The sequence below is a fragment of the Myxococcaceae bacterium JPH2 genome, from assembly GCA_016458225.1.
Lineage (GTDB): Bacteria > Myxococcota > Myxococcia > Myxococcales > Myxococcaceae > Citreicoccus.
In genome coordinates, this window is record JAEMGR010000070.1 from 1 (window position 1) to 5,674 (window position 5,674).

2 tRNA genes and 2 rRNA genes are annotated in these 5,674 nt (G+C 56.2%); all 4 read right to left on the reverse strand.

Features of this window, described 5'->3' with window-relative positions:
- Positions 1-72: 72 nt before the first annotated feature.
- The 4 genes from JGU66_36060 to JGU66_36075 all read right to left on the reverse strand — a co-directional run bounded on the left by JGU66_36060 (position 73) and on the right by JGU66_36075 (position 5,275).
- Positions 73-3,039 (reverse strand): 23S ribosomal RNA (locus JGU66_36060).
- Positions 3,040-3,329: 290 nt separating this feature from the next.
- Positions 3,330-3,402, reverse strand: a tRNA-Ala gene (locus tag JGU66_36065).
- Positions 3,403-3,450: 48 nt separating this feature from the next.
- Positions 3,451-3,527, reverse strand: a tRNA-Ile gene (locus JGU66_36070).
- A 212-nt stretch (positions 3,528-3,739) separates the two neighbouring features.
- A 16S ribosomal RNA gene (locus JGU66_36075) occupies positions 3,740-5,275 on the reverse strand.
- The 16S and 23S rRNA genes sit together here with 2 tRNA genes alongside, the layout of an rRNA operon.
- Positions 5,276-5,674: the final 399 nt, after the last annotated feature.

The following is a 5,674-nucleotide window of genomic DNA, read 5'->3' on the forward strand; positions in this document are numbered from 1 at the left end:
TTCGCAGCGTCGCGGCCTCGGCCTTGGCCCCGAGTCCCTTACACCCCTCGAGGGGGCATGCAAGAGATAGGGGGAAGTAAGCCTCACGACTTATTAGTACCGGTTAGCTGAGCATGTTACCACGCTTACACACCCGGCCTATCAACGTGGTAGTCTACCACGAGTCTTCAGGGGCTTGCGCCCGGGATACCTGGTCTTGAGGTCGGTTTCCCGCTTAGATGCTTTCAGCGGTTATCCAATCGGCACATGGCTACCCAGCGATGCCTCTGGCGAGACAACTGGTACACCAGCGGTGCCTCCAACCCGGTCCTCTCGTACTAAGGTCAGAGCCTCTCAAGTATCCTACGCCCACAGCAGATAGGGACCAAACTGTCTCACGACGTTTTGAACCCAGCTCGCGTACCGCTTTAATTGGCGAACAGCCAAACCCTTGGGACCTGCTCCAGCCCCAGGATGCGATGAGCCGACATCGAGGTGCCAAACCTCCCCGTCGATGTGAACTCTTGGGGGAGATAAGCCTGTTATCCCCGGAGTACCTTTTATCCGTTGAGCGATGGCCCTTCCATTCAGGACCACCGGATCACTATGACCTGCTTTCGCACCTGCTCGACCTGTCGGTCTCGCAGTCAAGCTCCCTTATGCCATTGCACTCGACGCCCGGTTTCCAATCGGGCTGAGGGAACCATCGCGCGCCTCCGTTACTTTTTGGGAGGCGACCGCCCCAGTCAAACTACCCACCAGACAGTGTCCCAATCCCGGCTAACGGGACATGGTTAGACACCAGAAATCAACAGGGTGGTATTTCACCGTTGCCTCCACCGAACCTAGCGGCCCGGCTTCAAAGGCTCCCACCTATCCTACACAGTCAATCCCTAGTGTCACTGTCAAGTTGTAGTAAAGGTTCACGGGGTCTTTCCGTCTTGCTGCGGGTAAACTGCATCGGCACAGCTATTTCAATTTCGCTGAGTCCCTCTCCGAGACAGCGCGGAAGTCGTTACTCCATTCGTGCAGGTCGGAACTTACCCGACAAGGAATTTCGCTACCTTAGGACCGTTATAGTTACGGCCGCCGTTTACTGGGGCTTCGGATCATCGCTTCGCCTTGCGGCTGACGAATCCCCTTAACCTTCCAGCACCGGGCAGGAGTCAGACCCTATACGTCGGCTTGTCGCCTTCGCAGAGTCCTGTGTTTTTGGTAAACAGTCGCTACCGCCATTTCTCTGCAACCCCTCTCGGCTCCGGCTGTACGCCTTCACCTACCAGGGGCCCACCTTCTTCCGAAGTTACGGTGGAAATTTGCCTAGTTCCTTGGAGGAGAGTTCTCTCAAGCGCCTTAGGATTTTCTCCTCACCCACCTGTGTCGGTTTGCGGTACGGACACCCTGCAGACTCCCTACGGGACTTTTCTTGGAAGCCGAGCATCAGCGACTTACCCCTAACGGGGCGCACTCAGGTCTCGGAGATGACTGCCGCGCCTTTAATCGTACGCGACACCCCTACACCCTTGGACTGACACAACCGCCGGTCAGCTCGCCTAGCTTTCTCCGTCCTCCCTTAGTTCAACGTCTGCAAGATGGCGCAGGAATATTAACCTGCTTGCCATCACCTACGCCTTTCGGCCTCGGCTTAGGACCCGGCTAACCCTGGGAAGATTAACTTGACCCAGGAAACCTTGGGTTTACGGCGAGGGGGTTTCTCACCCCCTTTATCGCTACTCATTTCGGCATCAGCACTCCCAGTCGCTCCAGCAGCCCTTTCGGTCTACCTTCGCTGCAACTGGGACGCTCCCCTACCGCCATACGCGCCTGACGCGTATGACCCGAAGCTTCGGCACTAGTCTTGAGCCCCGTTACATTTTCGGCGCGGCCTGTCTTGACCAGTGAGCTATTACGCTTTCTTTAAAGGATGGCTGCTTCTAAGCCAACCTCCTGGTTGTCAATGACCTGCCACATCCTTTCTAGTGTTCACTTAGACTAGATTTGGGGGCCTTAGCTGTCGGTCTGGGTTATTCCCCTCTTGCCAATGGACGTTATCACCCACTGACTGCGTCCCGGGATAACAATTACCGGCATTCGGAGTTTGGTACGGTTTGGTAATCTGGTGAGACCCCTAGCCGTTCCAGTGCTCTACCTCCGGTATTGAATTACCCGAGCCGATACCTAAATATCTTTCGGGGAGAACCAGCTATCACGGAGTTTGATTGGCCTTTCACCCCTACACACAGCTCATCCCAGAAATTTTCAACTTTCATGAGTTCGGACCTCCATGCGGTGTTACCCGCACTTCATCCTGGCCATGTGTAGATCACCCCGCTTCGGGTTATAATACACGCAACTACTCGCCCTATTCGGACTCGCTTTCGCTCCGGCTCCACCTATCGGCTTAGCCTCGCTACGTATATTAAGTCGCCGAATCATGATGCAAAAGGTACGCTCTCGCACTGCCTTGCGGCGTAGTGCTCGAACTGCTTGTAGACATGCGGTTTCAGGTTCTTTTGACTCCCCTCACCGGGGTTCTTTTCACCTTTCCCTCGCGGTACTTGTTCACTATCGGTCGCCAAGGAGTATTTAGGCTTACCGGATGGTCCCGGCAGATTCAGACAGGATTGCACGTGTCCCGTCTTACTTGGGTAACCCGCTCAGCTCCAACCGACTTTCGCGTACGCGACTATCACGCTCTTTGGTGCGCCTTTCCAGACGCTTCCGCTAGTCAGTCAAAGTCCTACCGCGGACCCGCTACCCCGACGCCACTTGCGTGACGCCGGTTTGGCCTCTTCCCATTTCGCTCGCCACTACTTTGGGAATCACTCGTTGTTTTCTCTTCCTCAGGGTACTGAGATGTTTCACTTCCCCTGGTTCGCTCTACCTGCCCTATGAATTCAGGCAGGAGTAACACGGCTATTCGCCGTGCTGGGTTTCCCCATTCGGACATCCCCGGGTCAACGCTTGGTTGGCAGCTCACCGAGGCTTTTCGTAGCCACCCACGTCCTTCATCGCCTCTTGGCACCTAGGCATCCACCGCACGCCCTTAGTAGCTTACTTGCCCTAATCTCTTGTCTTCACGCCCGCCTCTCGGCGAGTTTGTCGAAACTCGAAACCAAGGCCCAGGCCTCCGCTCTTCGCAGCAGACCTGAAAGACATTCACTTCTTCTCTACAGGTACTTCTAGTGGGAGACTCCCCTTTCACCGCCTGGCTGCCTCTCGGCGCCAACGCGACTACTTGGTGAGTCGGCACTTCTTCTGAGAACTTCTCTCAGCAGAAATTGCAACTTACCCTTCGTATGCACTTGTCAAAGAACGCTCCCCGCTACTTCTCCTGGGGAAAACTTGTGTGGAGCTGATCGGGTTCGAACCGACGACATCCAGCTTGCAAAGCTGGCGCTCTCCCAGCTGAGCTACAGCCCCGACTTGCGCGGCATCACCGACTTCATCTCACCCTGCCTCGAGGGTGAATGGTGGGCCTAGGTGGACTTGAACCACCGACCTCGCGCTTATCAGGCGCGCGCTCTAGCCAGCTGAGCTATAGGCCCAAAGAGGGCTACAGCGTCGGCGAACCCTACAGCGTCCTTCATTCTCAAAGAGCCGAGCCGTCCTTCACTCGGTCCTTCAAAACCAAACAGCAAGCCCAGTGTAAATCTTAGATTGTTTGCCGGAAACTTTGACCTAGTCGACCTCGACAGCCCGAAGGCTGCTGGCATCGCCTGCTCCTCCGAAGAGTGAGCCCGATGCCCGGTCTCCTTAGAAAGGAGGTGATCCAGCCGCAGGTTCCCCTACGGCTACCTTGTTACGACTTCACCCCAGTTACCGACCACTCCTTGGGCATCTCTTGGTGAGATGACTTCTGGAGCAATCGACTCCCATGGTGTGACGGGCGGTGTGTACAAGGCCCGGGAACGTATTCACCGCAGCGTGCTGATCTGCGATTACTAGCGATTCCGCCTTCATGGAGTCGAGTTGCAGACTCCAATCTGAACTGAGACCGGTTTTCTGCGATTAGCTCCCCCTCGCGGGTTTGCAGCGCTCTGTACCGGCCATTGTAGCACGTGTGTAGCCCTGGTCATAAAGGCCATGAGGACTTGACGTCATCCCCACCTTCCTCCGGTTTAACACCGGCAGTCCCTCTAGAGATCCACTTGCGTGGCAACTAAAGGCGAGGGTTGCGCTCGTTGCGGGACTTAACCCAACATCTCACGACACGAGCTGACGACAGCCATGCAGCACCTGTCTCTCGGTTCCCTTGCGGGCACTCCCTCATCTCTGAGAGATTCCGAGGATGTCAAGACCAGGTAAGGTTCTGCGCGTTGCGTCGAATTAAACCACATGCTCCACCGCTTGTGCGGGCCCCCGTCAATTCCTTTGAGTTTTAGTCTTGCGACCGTACTTCCCAGGCGGAGAACTTAATGCGTTAGCTTCGGCACCGCGGGGGTCAACTCCCACGACACCTAGTTCTCATCGTTTACGGCGTGGACTACCAGGGTATCTAATCCTGTTTGCTCCCCACGCTTTCGCGTCTCAGCGTCAGTTGCCGTCCAGGTGGCCGCCTTCGCCACCGGTGTTCCTCCCCATATCTACGAATTTCACCTCTACTTGGGGAATTCCGCCACCCTCTCCGGCACTCAAGCTCTGCAGTTTCGGGCGCACTTCCTCAGTTGAGCTGAGGGCTTTCACACCCGACTTGCAAAGCCGCCTACACGCGCTTTACGCCCAATAATTCCGAACAACGCTTGCACCCTCTGTATTACCGCGGCTGCTGGCACAGAGTTAGCCGGTGCTTCTTCTCCCGGTACAGTCAAGCCGTAGCATGTTAGGCTACGGGTTTTCTTCCCGGTCGAAAGTGCTTTACAATCCAAAGACCTTCATCACACACGCGGCGTTGCTGCGTCAGGCTTTCGCCCATTGCGCAAAATTCCCCACTGCTGCCTCCCGTAGGAGTCTGGACCGTGTCTCAGTTCCAGTGTGGCTGATCGTCCTCTCAGACCAGCTACCCGTCGTCGCCTTGGTGGGCCATTACCCCGCCAACTAGCTGATGGGCCGCGGACTCATCTGAATGTGATAGCTTGTATACAGAGGCCACCTTTTCCCTCAGTCTCCGAAGAGTCCGTGGGCTTATCCGGTATTAGCCAGTCTTTCGACTGGTTATCCCAGGCATCCAGGCAGATTATCCACGTGTTACGCACCCGTGCGCCGCTCTACTAGGGTTTCCCCATTCGCGCTCGACTTGCATGTGTTAGGCACGCCGCCAGCGTTCGTTCTGAGCCAGGATCAAACTCTCCAATTGTATTCTTTGGTGTTTGAACCGGCGTTCCCCGAGGCCCGGCTAAGGAGCCTCGGCTCGCTGATTCGGAGGCACTCTCTTTCAGCGGCGCTTCCGCGCGGCCTATTCGAGGTGCCCTTAAGAAATTGACTGCGGTTTCCGCAATCTTCAATCTACTTGGGCTTGCTATTTGGTTTTCAAAGACCGAGTCGCTTGTCCTGCTTCGCGACTTCGTGCTACCGTTTCTTCTTGTCAGCACTCCGACTCTTCTTCCGTCAGAGAGCCGCGCTTTCTATTTGAGGCCGCGTCCGCTGTCAACTGCCCGCTTTCGCTTCCTCTTCGGCGTCCTTCGAAGTCTCCAGCGCCGCCCAGTGGCTTCCGCTGTCTTCTTCGTCGGGGGCGCGGCTTCTACCGCTTCGCCGC